We start from the raw sequence: 17594 nt of genomic DNA on the forward strand, positions 1-17594 counted from the left end.
CCCGCGGACGGCGATCAGCCGAACGTGATCTTCTCGCGACGCTTGACCTGCGGCTTCGGCAGGCGCATCGGGCGCATCTGGATGGTGCGCATGCCGGTGTACCAGCGGATGCCGCGCTCGACGCGGTCCGCGCCGACCCTCGTGGTGATCGCGGCTCGCACGCGGCGGCCGGTGAGGTACGCGTCGACGATGGCCGCCAGCACGAACGCGTAGATCGACAGCAGGGGGATCGTGGCCATGTTGGTCGGCAGCACGAAGGTCAGCACGACGACGACGCCCATCACGGGCAGCAGCAGCTCGCCGACGCTCCAGCGGGCGTCGACGACGTCGCGGGCGTAGCGCTTCTGCGGTCCCTTGTCGCGGACGGGCAGGTACCGCTCGTCTCCCGCCGCCATGCCGGCGTTGGCCCGGGCGCGCGCCTCGCGCGCCTTCTCCTTGCTCTGCTGAGCGGCGAGCTTGCGGTCCTGGGGGACGAGCGGACGCAGGTTCGCGGCCTCGCGCTCCCGGCGGGTGGGGGTGGGGCCCTTCTTCCCGTCGGCCGTCCGGCCCTCGGCGCCCGCCGGAGCGGTCGTCTCGGAGGGGGTCTCTGCGGGTGTCTGCTGCTTCGCCACGTCTCTCGTCCTTGCCTGGAGTGAATCTAAGATTACCTGCATGACGCCTCCCGACACCTCCGCAGACGCCGTGACCGCCCCGGACCAGGAGGCCGTCGACCGGCTCGCTGCGGCCGTCGCGGGCGGGTTCCCCGCCACGGTGGCCGACCTCTCCGCTCTCGTGCGCATCCCCTCGGTGTCCTGGCCGGCCTTCGACCCCACCCACGTGGCCGCCAGCGCGGACGCCGTCGCGGGACTGCTCGCCGGGCTCGGCGTCTTCGACGACGTCTCCGTCCACCGTGCCGCGACCCCGTCCGGCGACGACGGGCAGCCGGCCGTCCTCGCGACCCGGGCGCCGCGGAACGGGAAGCCCACGGTCCTCCTCTACGCGCACCACGACGTGCAGCCGCCCGGGGCGGACGAGCACTGGGATACTCCGCCGTTCGAGCCGACCCTGCGCGGCGACCGCCTGCACGGGCGCGGCGCCTCGGACGACAAGGCGGGCATCATGACGCACGTCGCGGCGATCCGCGCCCTCGTCGAGGCGGAGGGCGACGACCTCGACCTCGGCCTCGCGGTCTTCATCGAGGGGGAGGAGGAGGCCGGGTCCCGCTCCTTCTCCGACTTCCTCGCGAAGCACCACGACGCGCTGGCCGCCGACGTCATCGTCGTCGCGGACAGCGACAACTGGGACGTCGACACCCCCTCCATCACCATCGCGCTCCGCGGCAACGTCACGTTCCGCCTCACCGTCCGCACGCTCGACCACGCGTCGCACTCCGGTATGTTCGGCGGTGCCGTCCCCGACGCGATGATGGCCGCGGTCCGCCTCCTCGACTCGCTCTGGGACGCCGACGGCTCCGTCGCCGTCGCCGGCCTCTCCTCCGCGGACATGGACACCCCCGAGTACGACGACGCCCGCCTCGCCGAGGAGGCCGCGCTGCTCGAGGGCGTGTCCCCGGTGGGCACGGGCCCGATCCTGACCCGCCTCTGGGCGCAGCCCGCCATCACGGTGACGGGCATCGACGCCCCGTCGGTCGCGAACGCGAGCAACACGCTGCTGCCGGAGGTGTCGGTCCGGATCAGCGCGCGCATCGCGCCCGGCCAGACCGCGGCCGACGCGCACCGCGCCCTCGAGGCGCACATGCAGGCCCACCGTCCCTTCGGCGCGCACGTCGAGATCAGCGACGTCGACCAGGGCGATCCCTTCCTCGTCGACACGACCGGATGGGCCATGGCCGAGGCGACCGCCGCGATGACCGCCGGCTGGGGCCGCGCACCCGTGCAGGCCGGCATCGGCGGCTCGATCCCGTTCATCGCCGACCTCGTCGAGGCGTTCCCGTCCGCGCAGATCCTCGTCACCGGCGTCGAGGACCCCGACACCCGCGCGCACAGCCCCAACGAGTCCCAGCACCTGGGCGTGCTGCAGCGGGCGATCCTCAGCGAGGCCGTGCTGCTGAGCCGCATCGCACGTCGCGACTGATCCCCGGCCGTCGGGTCCGGCGAAGATGCTCGCCGGCCGCGGGAACACCCGGGTGACTCCCGCGGTTGCACGACGTAGACTCCACCGGAGTCGCCCGACCGCAGATCCCACCACCCGAGGAGTGCTCATGACCGACACCACGCTGACCGAGGCCGCCCAGGCTGCCCACCGCGTCGGACTCACGGACACCGCCGCGAGCAAGGTCAAGAGCCTGCTGCAGCAGGAGGGCCGCGAGGACCTGCGCCTCCGCGTCGCCGTCCAGCCCGGCGGCTGCTCCGGCCTCATCTACCAGCTCTACTTCGACGAGCGCGAGCTCGACGGCGACGCCACGGTCGACTTCGACGGCGTCGAGGTCATCGTCGACAAGATGAGCGTCCCCTACCTCGACGGCGCGACGATCGACTTCGAGGACACCATCCAGAAGCAGGGCTTCACCATCGACAACCCCAACGCCGGCGGCTCGTGCGCCTGCGGCGACTCGTTCCACTGACACATGCAGCGGTAAGCGATCCGGCCCGGTGAACCGGGCTTCGAGCAGGGAGTCGTCCTTCGGGCGGCTCCCTGTCGCGTAGGGTGGAACCCGTCACATCCGGTTCTTCGAAGGGTCTGCACGTGCGCTTCACTCGCCGTCAACGTTGGCTGACGATCCCCGTCGCCATAGGCATCTCGGTACTCCTCGCGGGGTGCACGCAGCAGCAGCTCCAGGGCTTCCTCCCCACCGAGCCGGGCACCACGAACCACGTCGACTCGGTCATCGGCCTCTGGGTCACGGCCTGGATCGTCCTCCTCGCGGTGGGCGTGCTCACCTGGGGCCTCACCATCTGGGCAGCGGTCGTCTACCGCCGCCGCAAGGGCCAGACCGGCCTACCGGTGCAGATGCGCTACAACATGCCGATCGAGATCTTCTACACGATCGTGCCCCTCATCCTCGTGCTCGGCTTCTTCGCCTTCACCGCCAAGGACCAGGCCGCCATCGAGGCGCGCTTCGACAAGCCCGAGGTCAAGGTCCAGGTCTTCGGCAAGCAGTGGGCGTGGGACTTCAACTACCTCGGCGGCCAGACCGAGGCCGGCCAGACCCTCGAGGGCGGCGCCTACGAGCAGGGCGTCCAGGCCGTCGAGGCCGAGAACGGCCCGCAGGGCGCCGTCGACAAGGCCAAGCTCCCCACGCTCTACCTGCCGGTCAACACCAAGGTCGAGCTGGAGCTCAACACGCGCGACACGCTGCACTCCTTCTGGGTGGTGGACTTCCTCTACAAGAAGGACCTCATCTCCGGCAAGACGAACTACATGTCGTTCATCCCGCAGAGGATCGGCACCTACAACGGCGACTGCGCCGAGCTCTGCGGCGAGTACCACTCCCTCATGCTGTTCCAGGTGAAGGTCGTGTCCATCGAGGACTACAACGCCTACATCGAGAAGCAGAAGGCGGCCGGGTTCGCAGGAGACCTCGGCAAGGACTACGACCGCCTGCAGAACCTCCCCGGCACCGAGGTGCCGGCCACCACCGAGTCGTCCGAAGAGTAGGGCAGCAGAAACGTGACATCGACCCTCAACCGTCCCACCGCGATCCCCGCGGGTCAGGCGAAGGTCCTCGACGGCAACGGCAAGGCCGAACGCCGGGGCAACGTCGTGGTCAACTGGATCACCTCCACCGACCACAAGACGATCGGGTACCTGTACCTGATCACCTCGTTCCTCTACTTCTGCCTCGGCGGGGTCATGGCGCTCGTCATCCGCGCCCAGCTGTTCGAGCCGGGTCTGCACGTGGTGGAGACGAAGGAGCAGTACAACCAGCTCTTCACCATGCACGGCACGATCATGCTGCTCATGTTCGCGACGCCCCTGTTCGCGGGCTTCGCCAACGTGCTCATGCCGCTGCAGATCGGCGCCCCGGACGTCGCGTTCCCGCGCCTCAACGCGTTCGCGTACTGGCTGTTCAACTTCGGCTCGCTCATCGCGGTCGCCGGCTTCCTCACCCCGGCCGGTGCCGCCTCGTTCGGATGGTTCGCGTACGCGCCGCTGTCGAGCACGACCTTCTCACCGGGGTTGGGAGGCAATCTGTGGGTGATGGGGCTCGCGCTCAGCGGCTTCGGCACCATCCTCGGGGCGGTCAACTTCGTGACGACCATCATCACCATGCGCGCCCCCGGCATGACCATGTTCCGGATGCCCATCTTCACGTGGAACATCCTCGTGACGTCGATCCTCGTGCTGATGGCGTTCCCGGTGCTCGCCGCCGCGCTGTTCGGCCTCGGCGCCGACCGGATCTTCGACGCGCACATCTACGACCCCGCCAACGGCGGCGCCATCCTGTGGCAGCACCTGTTCTGGTTCTTCGGCCACCCCGAGGTGTACATCATCGCGCTGCCGTTCTTCGGCATCGTGTCCGAGGTATTCCCGGTCTTCAGCCGCAAGCCGATCTTCGGGTACAAGACGCTCGTGTACGCCACCATCTCCATCGCGGCCCTCTCGGTCACGGTGTGGGCGCACCACATGTACGTCACCGGATCCGTCCTGCTGCCGTTCTTCTCGCTCATGACCATGCTCATCGCGGTGCCCACCGGCGTGAAGATCTTCAACTGGATCGGCACGATGTGGCGCGGCTCGGTCACGTTCGAGACGCCCATGCTGTGGGCCATCGGCTTCCTCATCACGTTCACGTTCGGCGGTCTCACCGGCGTGATCCTGGCGTCGCCGCCGCTCGACTTCCACGTCTCGGACACGTACTTCGTCGTCGCGCACTTCCACTACGTGGTCTTCGGCACCGTCGTGTTCGCCATGTTCTCCGGCTTCTACTTCTGGTGGCCCAAGTGGACGGGCACGATGCTCAACGAGCGTCTCGGCAAGGTCCACTTCTGGCTGCTGTTCATCGGCTTCCACACCACGTTCCTCATCCAGCACTGGTTGGGCGTCATGGGCATGCCGCGTCGGTACGCGACCTACCAGCCCGAGGACGACTTCACCTGGATGAACCAGCTGTCGACCATCGGCGCCGGCATCCTCGCGCTGTCGATGATCCCGTTCTTCCTGAACGTGTGGATCACGGCCCGCACCGCGCCGCGCGTGACGGTCAACGACCCGTGGGGCTACGGCCGCTCGCTCGAGTGGGCCACGTCCTGCCCGCCGCCGCGGCACAACTTCACGTCCATCCCGCGCATCCGCTCCGAGGCCCCGGCCTTCGACCTGAACCACCCGGAAGCCGGCATCCCCGTCGGCATCGGGCCTGCCAAGGACGCTCCGGATGCCGCGACCTACGACATCTCCAGCGACAAGGTGAAGTGACGTGCGCGCCAATAGGAACCTCTTCTACATCCTCGCGGTCTTCTTCGTCCTCGCGGCGGCCGCGTACACCATCTGGCACCTCATCGACCAGAACACGGTCGAGTGGGTCGGCACGCTGGCCATCGCGCTCTCGGGCGTCCTGGCCGCGTTCATCGGCTTCTTCGTGGCTCGGCTCTACGCCGCGCAGAACGGGGAGCTCCCGGAGGACCGCAGCGACGCCAACGTCGATGACGGCGATCCGGAGCTCGGCTTCTTCAGCCCGTGGAGCTGGTGGCCGGTGATCCTCGCGGCCGGTGCGGCGTCCGTGTTCCTCGGCCTCGCCGTCGGCATCTGGATCGCGATCATCGGCGGTGGGCTCGCGATCATCGCGCTCGTGGGCTGGACCTACGAGTACTACCGCGGCTACTTCGCCCGCTGATCCGATGGTCGACATCCGGCACGCCCTGGCCTCCGACGGAGACGCCGTCTTCGCCCTGTGCCAGCAGCTCGACATGATCAACGCCCCGGCGACCAGGGACGACTTCGACGTCACGTTCTTCCACATCCTCCGGGCGAACAAGGACGTCGGTCGCGACGTGCTCCTGGTCGCCGAGGATGCCGGCCGCGTCGTCGGATACGCGTACCTCGTCGTCAGCCGTCTGCTCTACGCCGGTGGCCTCAGCGCGCACCTCGAGGAGCTCGTCGTCGACGGGGAGGCGCGGAGCTCCGGCACGGGTTCGGCCCTGGTCCGAGCGGTCGAGCGCCTCTGCGGCGATCGTGGCGTCGGGCAGATCACGATGAGCACGCGACGCGCCGGCGAGTTCTACAAGCGGCTCGGCTACGAGCGGACGGCGGAGTTCTACAAGAAGCTGCTTCGCTGAGCTGGTGAGGCGCTGACGCTGAAGACGCCCGGGCCGCGACTGCGGTCCCGAGCGTCTCGCGTTCCGGCCCGTCTGCGGTCGTTCCGAGCCGGAGGACATGTCGGGGGATCGAGCAGCGGACGCACGGATCCCGTGAGTCGCGTCGACGCGCACGTATCGGAGGCAGCAGGGAGCGTCGGGCGTCCGCCCTGAGTGCGGATGAGATCCGCGTGCGATGGGCGGAGAGCTCAGCTGCTCCAGGCGTACCGCCGTCCGGCGGACGGCGACCTCCTCCGGCCGGCTTGGGGCCGATCGTGCGTGGCGCGCGGCCCGAGGTCCCGTACGGAGGCGGACGTCGTCCCCGAGCATCGCAGTCCAGCCCGCCGGGCCCGCATCCGCCAGTGGCCACGCCGCGAGGTGATGACCTTCGAGCCCGTGAAAGCTGACCTGGCGGGGATCCTCCACCTCGGGGAGTCGGGGGATAGCCGACGGGAGCCGCGGCGCGTGGCGACCGGACGCGAGCTCCCGGCACGGGCCGCCGTCAGGCCGGGCCCTGGATGTCGCACCGTCGCATCAGATGGATCGTCACGTCGAGGGTGACGGGGGACGAGCCGGCCTCTAGAAGGGGCGGGGATCCGTCGCGCGGATCGCGGTGGTGCGCTGACGGCCCCATCCCGAGGAGGCGATCGACGTCGTCGGCGCCCAGCACGAGGTCGTGGCGGATGAGGGTCTCGGACAGGGGTTCGAAGAGCGGCGCGGCCGAGGCCAGTATCCGCTCGCGCTTGTCGGCCTGGATCCCGACCGCGCGGCCGGCCTCGCGCAGCTGACGGAGGTGCTCGGGTCCCGGCGCGACGATCAGGAGGAGGCCGTCGGGCACCAGGACCCGGTGGAAGTCGCGCATGTTCCGAGGGGCGAACACGTCGAGCAGGAGATCCGCGACACCGTCCCGGACGGGTAGACCCGCCCAGGTGTCGGCGACGAGCCCGTCGACGTCGTGCCGACCGCGCACTGCCGCACGCACGGCGTCGACCGACAGGTCCGCCGCGAGACCGTGCGCTGACGGCACGCGGTCGAGGAGGGTGCGCAGGTAGTGGCCCGTCCCGCACCCGGCGTCGAGGATCCGTCGGGGACCGCTCTCGCGCCGCGCCGCGTCGCGGCCGAGGTCGAGTGCGTCCGCGATCCCGTCGGAGATGGGGGAGTAGTGCCCGCCCTCGAGGAAGCGGTCGCGCGCGGACAGCATGTCGGCGGTGTCACCGGTGACGCGCGTTCCGGCCGGCAGGAGGGAGGCGTAGCCGCGCTTGTTCGCATCGAAGGCGTGCCCGTTCGCGCAGCGGAGGGCCAGGGGAGGCACGGCCGTCAGGTCCTCGCGGCACATCGGGCAGCGGAGCCAGGCAGCGAGACGATCGAGATCCACGGGCGCTCCTCGAGGCGGACGGCTGTGACGCGTGACAGGGGTCGTGCGTCGGGCGATGGGGCCGTGGACGCACGAGAGCCGATCCGGCGTGATGCCGGACCGGCTCTCGGTCGTGCCCGGGATCAATCCGAGCGGGTGCTGCTAGTGGTGGTCGCCGTGGCTGCGCTCGACGTCCTTGGTGGTGACCGGGGAGATGCGGTCCTCGAAGAACCACTTCGACAGCGCCGCGCGGGCCCGCTGGTTGACCGTGATGCGTCCACGGCTGTCCGGGCGGATCATGAGCGGCTTGTAGTCGTCGAAGCTCACCAGGCGCCAGCGCTCGTACTCGTCGAGCTGCTCGTGCACCTCGATGAATTCCCCGCCGGGGAGCTTCACGATGCGGCCCGACTCGACCCCGTGGAGGGCGATCTCGCGGTCCTTCTTCATGAGCGCCAGGCAGATGCGCTTCGTGACCTGGTAGGCGATGACCGGTCCGAGGATCAGGAGCGCCTGCAGGGTGTGGATGACACCCTCCATCGACACCTTGAAGTGCGTGGCGATGAGGTCGGAGCTCGCGGCAGACCAGAGGACCGCGTAGAACGTGACGCCGGCGGCGCCGATCGCGGTGCGCGTCGGGGCGTTGCGCGGACGGTCGAGGATGTGGTGCTCGCGCTTGTCGCCCGTGATCCACGCCTCGATGAAGGGGTAGAGCGCGACGAGCACGATGAACAGGCCCAGGACCGTGATGGGCAGGATGATGTTGAACGAGAACGTGTGGTCGAACAGCACGAACTCGAGTCCCGGCGGGACGAGGCGCAGGGCGCCGTCCGCGAAGCCGATGTACCAGTCGGGCTGCGTTCCCGCGGACACCGGTGACGGGTCGTAGGGCCCGTAGTTCCAGATCGGGTTGATGGTGAAGAACGACGCCATGACCACGATCACGCCGAAGACGACGAAGAAGAAGCCGCCGGCCTTGGCCGCGAAGGTCGGGAGGACCGGCACACCGACCACGTTCTCGTTCGTGCGGCCGGGACCGGCGAACTGGGTGTGCTTGTGCACGACCACGAACAGGAGGTGGAGCGCGAGGAACGCGACGAGGATCGCGGGCAGCAGCAGGATGTGCAGCGTGTACAGCCTCGGGATGATGTGCGTGCCCGGGAACTCGCCGCCGAAGAGGAGGAACGAGATCCACGTGCCGATCACCGGGATGCCCTTGACCATGCCGTCGATGATCCGCAGGCCGTTGCCGGAGAGCAGGTCGTCGGGGAGCGAGTAGCCCGTGAAGCCCTCGGCCATCGCCAGGATGAACAGGACGAAGCCGATGAACCAGTTGAGCTCGCGCGGCTTGCGGAACGCACCGGTGAAGTAGATGCGCAGCATGTGCAGGCCGATGGAGGCGACGAAGAGCAGCGCCGCCCAGTGGTGGATCTGCCGCATGAGCAGGCCGCCGCGGATGTCGAACGAGATGTCGAGCGACGACGACATGGCGACGGACATCTCGACGCCCTTGAGGGGCGCGTAGGAGCCGGCGTAGTGCGTCTCCGCCATGGAGGGGTTGAAGAAGAACGTCAGCCACGTGCCCGTGAGCAGGATGACGACGAAGCTGTACAGCGCCACCTCGCCGAGCATGAAGGACCAGTGGTCCGGGAAGATCTTGCGCCCGAACTCCTTGACGGCGACGCTGACGCTGGTGCGCTCGTCGAGGTAGGTGGCGGCGGCGGCGGTGAGGCCGCCCCCGCTCGTGGCGGCGGGCGCGGCGGCACCCGTCGTGGTCGGATCAGCTGTTGTAGTCACCACGACGCTCCCAGAAACTCGCCCCTACGGGCTCGGTGAAATCACTCTGTGCAATGAGGTAGCCCTCGTCGTTGACGGCGATGGGCAGTTGCGGCAGGGGCCGCTTGGCAGGTCCGAAGATGACCTCGCAGTGGTTGGTCACGTCGAACTGGGACTGGTGGCAGGGGCAGAGCAGATGGTGGGTCTGCTGCTCGTAGAGCGCCACCGGGCATCCCACGTGCGTGCAGACCTTGGAGTAGGCGACGATGCCGTCGTACGACCAGCCCTTGCGCTCCGGCAGCTCGACCAGGTCTTCGGGACGCAGGCGCATGAGCAGCACCGCGGCCTTGGCCTTCTCCTCGAGCTTGCCCTCCTCCAGGTCCATGAGGGACGCGGGGATGACGTGGAACGCGGAGCCGATGGTGACGTCGGACGCCTTGATGGGCGTGCCGGACGGATCGCGCGTGAGGACCTCGCCGGCCTTCCACATCGTGTGGCTGAGGGCGGAGGCGGGCTCCTCGGCGCTGCCCGGGTAGAGGTCGCGGAACAGCACGACCGCGGGGAGCGGGAAGGCCACGAGGGCGCCGATGAGGCTGTTGCGGATGAGCGAGCGGCGACCGAAGCCGGACTCCTCGTTCGCCTGGGCGAAGATCTCGACGGCGCGCGCCTGCGTGGCGGGGGAGCCGCCCTGCGGGTGCCGCTCGTCGATCAGCTCGTGGTCGCTCATGAGCGCCTTCGACCAGTGGATCGCGCCGATGCCCAGGCTGAGCAGCGCCAGGGCGATGCCGATGCCGAGGAACAGGTTGTTGAGCCGTACGCTGCCCGGGTCGTCCGCGTAGATCGGGAAGCCGAAGTAGGCGCCGATGGCGAAGACGCTGCCGACGATGGACAGGTAGAACCAGGTGTAGACGACGCGCTCGGCCGTCTGCGCCTTCTTCGGGTCCTTGTCGGTGACGCGGAGGCGGTGCTCCGGGAAGCCGGGGTTCTGGAACGCGTCGCGCGTGGCGACGGCGGTGCCGCCCGGGAGGACGACGTCACGGCCCGCGGACTCGAGCTCGCCGGCGTCGTAGCCCGCGGGGACGACGCCCGACTCGTCCTTATCGTCGTGTGCCATGTGCGTGCCTCTCGTGTGTTCTGGTGCGGGTCATCGATGCGGGCGTCAGTTGGACTTGGCGGTGAGCCACACGGTCAGGGCGACGATGCCGCCGAGGCCGAAGATCCACATGAAGAGCCCCTCGGAGACCGGGCCGAGCCCGCCGAGGTCCGCGCCGCCGACGTTGCTGTTCTGCTCGATGTACTGGAGCGACGTGATGATGTCGCGCTTGTCCTCGGGGGAGATGTTCGTGTCGTTGAAGACCGGCATGTTCTGCGGGCCGGTGACCATGGCCTCGTAGATGTGCACCGGGTCCACGCCCTTGAGGCTCGGGGCGAACTTCGCCTCGGTGAGGGCGCCTCCGGCCCCCGCCACGTTGTGGCACATCGCGCAGTTGATGCGGAAGAGCTCGGCGCCGTTCGCGGGGTCGCCCTGCCCGTCGAGGTACTGGCTCGCCGGGATCGCAGGTCCGGGGGCGAGCGACGCGACGTAGGCGGCGAGCTCCTTGACCTGGTCGTCCGTGAACTGCGTCGGCTTCTCCTCCGCCTGGACCGTGGTGGCCTGGAGGGGCATGCGACCCGTGCCGACCTGGAAGTCGACCGACGCGGCGCCGACGCCGATGAGGCTCGGGGCGACGCCCGTGCCCGTGGCGTCCATGCCGTGGCAGGTGGCGCAGTTCGAGCCGAAGAGCTTCTGGCCCTCGTCGATGGTCTGCGCGCTCTTGAGGTCGACCTGGGCCGAGGCGGTGCCCGTCTGGATCAGTGCGTAGGCCCCGCCCGTGAAGAGCAGGCCGATGGCGAGGAGGGCGACGGTGGTCAGGGGGCTGCGGCGGCCGGTGCGGCGGGCGCGTGCTGTCGTGGTGCTCATGCTGTGGTTGTTGCTCCCGCTCGGTGCTATTTGAGGACGTAGATGACCAGGAAGAGCCCGATCCAGACCACGTCGACGAAGTGCCAGTAGTAGGACACGACGATGGCGCTCGTCGCCTCCCTGTGCCCCATCGACCGGACAGCGAAGATGCGCCCGATGACGAGGAGGAAGGCGATGAGACCGCCCGTGACGTGGAGGCCGTGGAAGCCCGTGGTCATGTAGAACGCCGAGCCGTAGGCATTGCTGCTGAGCGTGATTCCCTCGGTGACGAGGGTGGCGTACTCGAAGATCTGGCCGACGACGAAGATGGCGCCGAGGGCGTAGGTGAGGAAGAACCACTCGACCGTGCCCCACTGGCTGGGCTTCCATCCGGTGGCCCGCGCCTGCAGGCGCTCCGCCGCGAAGACGCCGAACTGGCAGGTGAACGAGCTCGACACGAGGATGAGGGTGTTCACCAGCGAGAAGGGCACGTTGAGGCGGCCTGCCTCGAACTCCCAGAGGGCGCCGGACGTGGAGCGGAGGGTGAAGTAGATCGCGAAGAGGCCCGCGAAGAACATCACCTCGCTGCCGAGCCACACGATGGTGCCGACGGCGACCGTGTTCGGCCGGTTCACCACCGGCGCGGTGGATGCAGGGGAGATTGAGGTGGTCGTCACAGGTTCCATTATGACCCAGGCCGACGACACCCGACGCCCACCCGGGCCGCCCGTGAGATCCGATCCAGCCTCTCGTTAGGCTGATCCGCATGCCCTCCGCCCCCACATGGCCCGCGCTCATCACCGCCCTGATCGAGGGGGGCCACCTGTCCGTCGCGGAGTCGACGTGGGCGATGCGCCAGGTGATGCGGGGCGAGGCCACGCCCGCCCAGCTGGGGGGGCTGCTGGTGGCGCTCCGCGCGGCCGGCGAGACGGTCGATGAGATCGTCGGGTTCCGGGACGCGGTGCTCGAGGAGGCCCTGCCGCTCGACGCGGATCCGCGTGCCCTCGACATCGTGGGCACGGGAGGGGACCCTTACGGCGCGGTCCTCAACATCTCCTCGGTCGCCGCCGTGATCGCCGCCTCCGCGGGCGTCCCCGTCATCAAGCACGGCAACCGCGGGGCGAGCTCGGCCTCGGGCGCCTCCGACGTGCTGACGGCCCTCGGCGTCGACCTCACGATCACGCCCGAGCGCGTGGGGGAGGTGCTCCGCGAGACGGGCATCACCTACGCCCACGCGGCGCTCTTCCACCCCGGGTTCCGCCACGCCGCCGCGACGCGACGCGAGCTCGGCATCTCCACGCTCTTCAACGTGCTGGGGCCGCTCTGCAACCCGGCGCGGCCGGAGGCGTCCGCCGTCGGCGTGGCGGACCTGACCCGCGTGCCGCTCCTCGTCGGCGTGTTCCGCACCCGGGGGGCGACGGCGCTCGTGTTCCGGGGTGACGACGGGATCGACAAGCTGACCACCACGGGCCACAGCCACATCTGGGAGGTCAGCCGCGGAGCCGTGGTCGAGCACGATCTCGACCCGCTCGAGCTCGGCATCCCGCGCGCGCCCATCGAGGCGCTCCTCGGTGAGGGGATAGAGGAGAACGCCGCCGTCATCCGACGGGTGCTCGCGGGGGAGCCGGGTCCGCAGCGCGACGTCGTGCTGCTCAACGCGGCGGCGGGGCTCGAGGCCTTCGACCTCATGGGCGATCCCACGCGCGTGCAGCAGCCCATGGCGCAGCGGCTCCGCGAGAAGCTCGTCGTCGCCGCCGACGCCGTGGACTCGGGCCTGGCGGCCGCCAAGCTCGGGGAGTGGGCGGCCGCGACCCGCGCCTGATCCGCCCGCGACCGGCGATGTCGCGGGCACGGCGGATGATGGTCGCATGTGCGGGAGATTCGTGGTGGCGCGGGCGACGGGCGACCTCGTCGGGGACTGGGCGGTCGACGACGTGGAAGGCGACGACCCGCCGGCGTCGTGGAACGTGGCGCCGACCACGGAGGTGCGTCTGATCGCCGATCGCCGGCCGCGCGCGGACGCCGACGGCGGCACCCGCCGCGTGCTCGCCAGCGCGAGGTGGGGGATCGTGCCCCCGTGGGCCCGGTCGCCGCAGGGCCCGCCGCTCATCAACGCCCGGGTCGAGACCGTGACGGAGAAGCCCGCCTTCCGGAAGGCCGTGCTCGCACGGCGCGCGATCGTGCCGGCCGACGGGTACTACGAGTGGCAGGCGACCGCCGAGGGGAAGCTGCCGGTGTACCTGCATGCCGAGGACGAGGGTCCCCTCGCCTTCGCCGCCGTGTACGAGCACTGGCGCGACCCCGCGGTGGCCGACGGGCAGCCCGGCGCGTGGCTGCGGAGCCTCGCGATCCTCACGTCCGCCGCGAGCGACGCGCTCGGGCGCATCCACGACCGCACGCCGGTGATCGTCCCGCGCGACCGGCTGGACGACTGGCTCGACGTCGGGACGGCGGCGGTCGACGACGTGCGGCACCTGCTCGCGTCGCTGCCCGAGCCGCGCCTCGTGCCGCGCCGGGTCTCCACCCGGGTCAACAGCGTCCGGAACGACGGGCGGGACCTGATCGCGCCGGTGGACGACGTCCCCGCGGGCGGCGGGCAGCCGACGCTCCTCTGAGCGCGCGGGCGGCCGATGCCCGTCGCCGGTGCCCGTGGGACGACGCACGCCCCGTCACCGAGGGGCGACGGGGCGTGCGGATCGTGCGGGTGCGGCCTACTGCACGTCGTCGTCGACCCAGTCGAAGGTCTTCGTGACGGCCTTCTTCCAGAGGCGCAGCTGACGCTCGCGCTCGGCGTCGTCCATGTCGGGCGTCCAGCGGCTGTCCTCCTGCCAGTTGCTGCGCAGGTCGTCGAGGTCCTTCCAGAACCCGACGGCGAGGCCCGCGGCGTACGCGGCGCCGAGCGCCGTGGTCTCCGCGACGACGGGGCGGACGACGGGCACGCCGAGGATGTCGGCCTGGAACTGCATGAGCAGGTTGTTGGCGATCATGCCGCCGTCGACCTTGAGCTCGGTGAGGTCGACGCCCGAGTCGGCGTTGACCGCATCCAGCACCTCGCGCGTCTGGAACGCCGTGGCCTCCAGCGCGGCCCGGGCGATGTGGCCCTTGTTCACGTAGCGCGTGAGGCCGACGAGCGCGCCTCGCGCGTCCGAGCGCCAGTACGGCGCGAACAGGCCCGAGAACGCGGGCACGAAGTACACCCCGCCGTTGTCCTCGACCGTGGCGGCGAGGGTCTCGATCTCCGCGGCGCTCGACACGAGGCCGAGGTTGTCGCGCATCCACTGCACGAGCGAGCCCGTGACCGCGATGGATCCCTCCAGCGCGTAGTGCGGCTCCGCGTCGCCCAGCTTGTAGCCGAGCGTCGTGAGGAGGCCGTTCTGCGAGTGGATGATGTCGGTGCCGGTGTTGAAGATCAGGAAGTTGCCGGTGCCGTACGTGTTCTTCGACTCGCCCTGGTCGAACGCGGCCTGGCCGAACGTGGCCGCCTGCTGGTCGCCGAGGATGCCCGCGATGGGCACCTCGCGGAGGAGGCTCGAGGACTCGACCTGGCCGTAGACCTCGGAGGAGCTCTTGATCTCGGGGAGCATCGAGCGCGGCACGTCGAAGGCCTCCAGGATCCCGTCGTCCCACTGCAGGGTCTCGAGGTCCATGAAGAGCGTGCGGGAGGCGTTGGTCACGTCGGTGACGTGGACGCCGCCGTCGGTGCCGCCCGTGAGGTTCCAGAGGACCCAGGTGTCGGTCGTGCCGAACATCAGCTCGCCGGCATCGGCCTTCGCGCGCGCGCCCTCGACGTTCTCCAGGATCCAGACGATCTTGGTGCCGGAGAAGTAGGTGGCGAGCGGCAGCCCGACGGTGGGCTTGAAGCGCTCGACGCCGCCGTCGGCCGCGAGCCGGTCGACGATCTTCTGCGTGCGGGTGTCCTGCCAGACGATGGCGTTGTAGACGGGCTTGCCCGTGGTGCGGTCCCACACGACGGCGGTCTCGCGCTGGTTGGTGATGCCCACGGCCTCGACGTCGTGGCGGGTGATGTCGGCCTTGGACAGCGCCTGGCCGATGACCTCGCGCGTGTTGCGCCAGATCTCCATCGGGTCGTGCTCGACCCAGCCGGCGCGGGGGAAGATCTGCTCGTGCTCGAGCTGGCCGGTGGACACGATGGACCCGGCGTGGTCGAACACGATGGCGCGCGTGCTGGTGGTGCCCTGGTCGATGGCGACGATGTACTTCTCGCTCATGTGGTCTCTCCTGTGGGGTTCGGGGTTCTAGATGATGGGGAGCAGCGCGTAGGACGCGAGGCCGGCGAGCAGGCCGCCGATGGCCGGGCCCACGACGGGGACCCAGGCGTAGGACCAGTCGCTCGGGCCCTTGCCCTTGATGGGGAGGATCGCGTGCGCGATGCGGGGGCCGAGGTCGCGGGCCGGGTTGATGGCGTAGCCGGTCGGTCCGCCGAGGGACGCGCCGATGCCGACCACGAGGAGGGCGACGGGGATGGCGCCGAGCGCCGAGAGGCCGGCGGGGGTGGCCGCGGACGCGTCGGGGTGGTTCGCGAGACTGAAGCCGAGGATCACGATGACCAGCACGAACGTGCCGATGATCTCCGTGACGAGGTTCCAGCCGTAGTTGCGGATGGACGGGCCGGTCGAGAAGACGCCGAGCTTGGTGGCCGCGTCGGGCTCCTCGTCGAAGTGCTGCTTGTAGGCGAGCCAGCAGAAGACGGCGCCGATGATGGCGCCCACCATCTGGGCGAGGATGTAGACGGGGACGCTCGCGACGTCCTCGATCTTGCCGGCGGCGAGGAGGCCCAGCGTCACGGCCGGGTTGAGGTGCGCGCCGGACGCGTACGAGACGGTCACACCGGCGAAGACCGCGAGGCCCCAGCCGAAGTTGACCATGAGGGTGCCTCCGGCGAGGCCCTTCGACTTGATGAGCGCGACGTTCGCCACGACTCCGCATCCCAGGAGGACGAGGAGGGCGGTGCCCACCGTCTCCGACAGGAATATCGTTCTGAGTTGATCCACTGAGTGGTGCTCCGATCGTTCGTCGAGGCGCGGGTACGACCTCTGCCGCATCATCGCGGTCCTTCCAATCTAATGCCGGGGCAGCCGGTGGCCCGTCCCCGCCTGGCCGCTCCGCGACGCGCTTCCGGCCGCTCCGCCGGCACCGGTGCCGACCTGTGCCGCGCTCGCCGCCGGGCGTATGTTGAGCACGCACCCGAGTCGCCGCCGACCGAGTCCCGTTCCTCGATCCGGCTCGGACGCCCGGGGGCCCGCGCGCCGCCCGCGACCCGCGAGGAGCCGCAGTGAAGAAGCTGATCAACGACCCGAGGACCGTCGCCGAGGAGGCGGTCGCGGGGTTCGCCGCCGCGCACGCCGATCTCGTGCGCCTGAACGCGGACCCGCTGCACGTCCGACGCGCGGAGCCGACCCGCCCCGGACGGGTCGCCCTCGTGAGCGGCGGCGGCAGCGGGCACGAGCCCCTGCACCTGGGCTTCGTCGGGCACGGGATGCTGGACGCCGCGGTGCCCGGCCCGGTGTTCACGAGCCCCACGCCGGATCCCGTCGTCGCGGCCACGCTCGCGGTCGACGCCGGCGCGGGCGTCCTGCACATCGTCAAGAACTACACGGGCGACGTCCTCAACTTCGAGACGGCGGCCGAGCTCGCCGAGGCGGAGGGCGTGCGCGTGCGGACCGTCGTCGTGGACGACGACGTCGCGGTGACCGACTCGCTGTACACGGCCGGCCGCCGCGGGGTCGCCGGCACCGTGCTCGTGGAGCGCATCGCGGGGGCCGCGGCGGAGCGCGGGGACGACCTCGACGCCGTGGCCGCCATCGCCGAGCGGGTGATCGGGCAGGTGCGCAGCATGGGCGTCGCCATCCGCGCGTGCACCGTCCCGCACGCCGGCGAGCCGAGCTTCGCGCTCGAGGACGACGAGATGGAGGTCGGCATCGGGATCCACGGCGAGCCCGGCCGCGTGAAGCTGCCGCTCGAGCCCGTGGACGCGATCGTCGACCGGCTGCTCGACCCGGTGCTGGAGGACCTGGCCGCGCCGGCGGGGAGCCGCGTGCTCCTGCTGGTGAACGGGATGGGCGCGACGCCGCTCTCGGAGCTCTACATCGCCTACGCCCGCGCGGCCGCCGTGCTGCGCGAGGCCGGGCTGACCGTCGCGCGGAGCCTCGTGGGAGACTACGTCACGGCCCTCGACATGGAGGGCCTGTCCCTCACGGTGCTGCTGCTCGACGACGAGCTCACCGAGCTGTGGGACTCGCCCGTGCAGACCGCCGCCCTGCGGTGGGGGAGGTAG

General features: G+C 70.2%; 17 protein-coding genes. 9 read left to right on the forward strand and 8 right to left on the reverse strand.

Features of this window, described 5'->3' with window-relative positions:
- Positions 1 to 14: 14 nt before the first annotated feature.
- Positions 15 to 611: a DUF3043 domain-containing protein gene (locus PED38_RS13875; RefSeq protein WP_081234903.1), complete on the reverse strand. Its 597-nt coding sequence runs from the start codon at positions 609 to 611 to the stop codon at positions 15 to 17.
- 40 nt (positions 612 to 651) lie between these two features.
- Here PED38_RS13875 and PED38_RS13880 point away from each other — a divergent pair, with 40 nt between their 5' ends.
- The 6 genes from PED38_RS13880 to PED38_RS13905 all read left to right on the forward strand — a co-directional run bounded on the left by PED38_RS13880 (position 652) and on the right by PED38_RS13905 (position 6215).
- Positions 652 to 2073 (forward strand): dipeptidase, encoded by a 1422-nt coding sequence (locus PED38_RS13880; protein WP_270981742.1) that lies wholly within the window; start codon positions 652 to 654, stop codon positions 2071 to 2073.
- Between the two features lie 127 nt (positions 2074 to 2200).
- The gene (gene erpA / locus PED38_RS13885) at positions 2201 to 2563 is read left to right on the forward strand and encodes an iron-sulfur cluster insertion protein ErpA (RefSeq protein ID WP_045528243.1); all 363 of its coding nucleotides are present in this window, start codon (positions 2201 to 2203) and stop codon (positions 2561 to 2563) included.
- A 122-nt stretch (positions 2564 to 2685) separates the two neighbouring features.
- Positions 2686 to 3597, forward strand: coding sequence for an aa3-type cytochrome oxidase subunit II (gene ctaC / locus PED38_RS13890; protein WP_063071139.1), 912 nt, complete (start codon positions 2686 to 2688; stop codon positions 3595 to 3597).
- 12 nt (positions 3598 to 3609) lie between these two features.
- Positions 3610 to 5355 carry an aa3-type cytochrome oxidase subunit I gene (gene ctaD, locus PED38_RS13895; RefSeq protein ID WP_175345470.1) on the forward strand — a complete coding sequence of 582 codons (1746 nt, stop codon included), beginning with the start codon at positions 3610 to 3612 and terminating at the stop codon, positions 5353 to 5355.
- 1 nt (position 5356) lies between these two features.
- Positions 5357 to 5773: a cytochrome c oxidase subunit 4 gene (locus PED38_RS13900; protein ID WP_063071140.1), complete on the forward strand. Its 417-nt coding sequence runs from the start codon at positions 5357 to 5359 to the stop codon at positions 5771 to 5773.
- Positions 5774 to 5777: 4 nt separating this feature from the next.
- Positions 5778 to 6215 (forward strand): GNAT family N-acetyltransferase, encoded by a 438-nt coding sequence (locus tag PED38_RS13905; RefSeq protein ID WP_063071141.1) that lies wholly within the window; start codon positions 5778 to 5780, stop codon positions 6213 to 6215.
- A 520-nt stretch (positions 6216 to 6735) separates the two neighbouring features.
- Here PED38_RS13905 and PED38_RS13910 read toward each other — a convergent pair.
- From PED38_RS13910 to ctaE, 5 genes are all read right to left on the reverse strand, one after another.
- Positions 6736 to 7608, reverse strand: coding sequence for a putative RNA methyltransferase (locus PED38_RS13910; RefSeq protein ID WP_063071142.1), 873 nt, complete (start codon positions 7606 to 7608; stop codon positions 6736 to 6738).
- Between the two features lie 141 nt (positions 7609 to 7749).
- Positions 7750 to 9381 carry a cytochrome bc1 complex cytochrome b subunit gene (qcrB, locus tag PED38_RS13915; RefSeq protein ID WP_063071187.1) on the reverse strand — a complete coding sequence of 544 codons (1632 nt, stop codon included), beginning with the start codon at positions 9379 to 9381 and terminating at the stop codon, positions 7750 to 7752.
- A complete protein-coding gene (qcrA, locus tag PED38_RS13920) occupies positions 9365 to 10474 on the reverse strand; it encodes a cytochrome bc1 complex Rieske iron-sulfur subunit (protein ID WP_063071143.1) in 1110 nt (369 codons plus the stop codon). Before qcrA ends, qcrB begins: the two co-directional genes overlap by 17 nt.
- 45 nt (positions 10475 to 10519) lie before the next feature.
- Entirely contained in the window at positions 10520 to 11320 is an 801-nt protein-coding gene (qcrC, locus tag PED38_RS13925; protein ID WP_063071144.1) for a cytochrome bc1 complex diheme cytochrome c subunit, read from the reverse strand.
- 26 nt (positions 11321 to 11346) lie between these two features.
- On the reverse strand, positions 11347 to 11985 hold the full coding sequence (gene ctaE, locus PED38_RS13930; protein ID WP_081001874.1) for an aa3-type cytochrome oxidase subunit III: 639 nt from the start codon (positions 11983 to 11985) through the stop codon (positions 11347 to 11349).
- Positions 11986 to 12065: 80 nt separating this feature from the next.
- Between ctaE and trpD the strand changes: the two genes are divergently transcribed.
- Both trpD and PED38_RS13940 read left to right on the forward strand, forming a co-directional pair.
- Entirely contained in the window at positions 12066 to 13121 is a 1056-nt protein-coding gene (trpD, locus tag PED38_RS13935) for an anthranilate phosphoribosyltransferase (RefSeq protein WP_270981743.1), read from the forward strand.
- 46 nt (positions 13122 to 13167) lie between these two features.
- Positions 13168 to 13914, forward strand: a complete 747-nt coding sequence (locus PED38_RS13940) for an SOS response-associated peptidase (RefSeq protein ID WP_270981744.1) — start codon at positions 13168 to 13170, stop codon at positions 13912 to 13914.
- A gap of 96 nt (positions 13915 to 14010) precedes the next feature.
- On the opposite strand, the gene glpK is transcribed toward PED38_RS13940, so the two are convergent.
- Together glpK and PED38_RS13950 are read right to left on the reverse strand one after the other, a co-directional pair.
- Positions 14011 to 15528, reverse strand: a complete 1518-nt coding sequence (glpK, locus tag PED38_RS13945; RefSeq protein WP_063071147.1) for a glycerol kinase GlpK — start codon at positions 15526 to 15528, stop codon at positions 14011 to 14013.
- Positions 15529 to 15555: 27 nt separating this feature from the next.
- Positions 15556 to 16362 (reverse strand): MIP/aquaporin family protein, encoded by an 807-nt coding sequence (locus PED38_RS13950; protein WP_414146347.1) that lies wholly within the window; start codon positions 16360 to 16362, stop codon positions 15556 to 15558.
- Positions 16363 to 16592: 230 nt separating this feature from the next.
- Here PED38_RS13950 and dhaK point away from each other — a divergent pair, with 230 nt between their 5' ends.
- Positions 16593 to 17594 (forward strand): dihydroxyacetone kinase subunit DhaK, encoded by a 1002-nt coding sequence (dhaK, locus tag PED38_RS13955; RefSeq protein WP_270981745.1) that lies wholly within the window; start codon positions 16593 to 16595, stop codon positions 17592 to 17594.

It is taken from the genome of Clavibacter sp. CT19 (genome assembly GCF_027858075.1).
Lineage (GTDB): Bacteria > Actinomycetota > Actinomycetes > Actinomycetales > Microbacteriaceae > Clavibacter > Clavibacter tessellarius_A.

Coding starts and splice junctions, on each gene's coding strand:
- PED38_RS13950 (WP_414146347.1), bottom strand. CDS start 16,362: ATGCGGCAGAGGTCGTACCCGCGCCTCGACGAACGATCGGAGCACCAC.
- glpK (WP_063071147.1), bottom strand. CDS start 15,528: ATGAGCGAGAAGTACATCGTCGCCATCGACCAGGGCACCACCAGCACG.
- qcrA (WP_063071143.1), bottom strand. CDS start 10,474: ATGGCACACGACGATAAGGACGAGTCGGGCGTCGTCCCCGCGGGCTAC.
- PED38_RS13940 (WP_270981744.1), top strand. CDS start 13,168: ATGTGCGGGAGATTCGTGGTGGCGCGGGCGACGGGCGACCTCGTCGGG.
- erpA (WP_045528243.1), top strand. CDS start 2,201: ATGACCGACACCACGCTGACCGAGGCCGCCCAGGCTGCCCACCGCGTC.
- trpD (WP_270981743.1), top strand. CDS start 12,066: ATGCCCTCCGCCCCCACATGGCCCGCGCTCATCACCGCCCTGATCGAG.
- PED38_RS13880 (WP_270981742.1), top strand. CDS start 652: ATGACGCCTCCCGACACCTCCGCAGACGCCGTGACCGCCCCGGACCAG.
- qcrC (WP_063071144.1), bottom strand. CDS start 11,320: ATGAGCACCACGACAGCACGCGCCCGCCGCACCGGCCGCCGCAGCCCC.
- ctaE (WP_081001874.1), bottom strand. CDS start 11,985: ATGGAACCTGTGACGACCACCTCAATCTCCCCTGCATCCACCGCGCCG.
- PED38_RS13905 (WP_063071141.1), top strand. CDS start 5,778: ATGGTCGACATCCGGCACGCCCTGGCCTCCGACGGAGACGCCGTCTTC.